Below are 1,241 nucleotides of genomic sequence, written 5' to 3'. Positions count from 1 at the left end.
TCGAAGGCATTCGCCGTCATCGCGAGGATAGGGATTTGGTCGCCGCCCGGCAAGCCGCGGATGATGCGGCTGGCTTCCAATCCGTCCATTTCGGGCATCTGCACGTCCATCAAGATCAGATCGAACGATTGCTTGCGGACTTTCTCGACTGCTTCGCGTCCGTCATTCGCGGTATCCAGGATCAGACCAAATCCGCTTAACAGCTCTAATGCCACTTCCCGATTGATCAGGTTGTCTTCCGCTAAAAGTAAGCGCGCCCCGGCATGCCGGTTCCGCAATTCGGCCTCCGCCGACTCCGGAGAAATACCGGTATTCGGAATAGTTTGCTCCAGGCCGCGCTGCAAGCGCGCGGTGAACCAAAAGGTGCTGCCGGTGCCCGGTTGGCTTACCGCGCCGGCTTCCCCACCCATCAATCCGGCTAAACGCCGGGTAATTGCGAGCCCCAAACCCGTGCCGCCGTATTTGCGGGTGGTGGATACGTCGGCTTGCTCGAAGGCGTTGAACAGGGTGGTCAGTTTTTCCGGCGCGATGCCGGGGCCGGTGTCCCTAACCTCAAACCGTAACCACAAACCTTGGGCATTCTCTTGGAGTAGACGCGCGCTCAAACTGATCGCGCCTCGTTCGGTGAATTTCACGGCGTTGCTAATGTAATTCAGCAAGGCTTGTCGCAGCCGGGTTGGATCGCCTTTTAGCCAAGCCGGCACATGGTCGGTGTCGATCTCCACCGCCAAACCCTTGGCGCGTGCTTGTTCTTCGATCAAATGGTGGGCCTGTTCCAGTATGGTGGCTAACGGAAAGTCGAGGTTTTCCAGGATCAGGTGGCCGGCCTCGATCTTGGACAGATCCAGGATGTCGTTGATGATGGATAGCAGATGCCGGGCGGCCGCGTCGATCTTGGCGATGCGCTCGAATTGAATCGGGTGGAGTTGATCGCGCAGTAGGAAATGGGTCAACCCGAGAATGGCGTTCATCGGCGTGCGGATTTCATGGCTCATGTTGGCCAGGAAAGCGCTCTTGGCGTGATTCGCGGTTTCCGCCAGCGCTTTAGCCGCTTCCAGCTCGGCGGTGCGTTCGGCCACCAACGCTTCCAAATGTTCCCGGTGTTGCTTGAGTTCTTCCTGAGCGCGCTTACTGTCGGTGATGTCTTGGATGATGCCTAGAGCGATTTGCTTGCCATCGGCTCGGGTTATACCGAATCGTCCCGCGCCCAGAATCCAACGGAGATCGCCATCGGTACGGCG

At 58.3% G+C, this 1,241-nt stretch carries 1 protein-coding gene; it reads right to left on the bottom strand.

Annotated elements, in window-relative coordinates:
* Positions 1 to 1,241: ATP-binding protein (locus AC3B8H_RS21495; protein WP_488443541.1), on the bottom strand; the 1,241-nt coding region annotated here is incomplete at both ends.

The organism is Methylomonas sp. BG-2, assembly GCF_057766305.1.
Note: the sequence above shows the minus strand (reverse complement) of the source record. Positions and strands in the feature narration are given on the sequence as shown.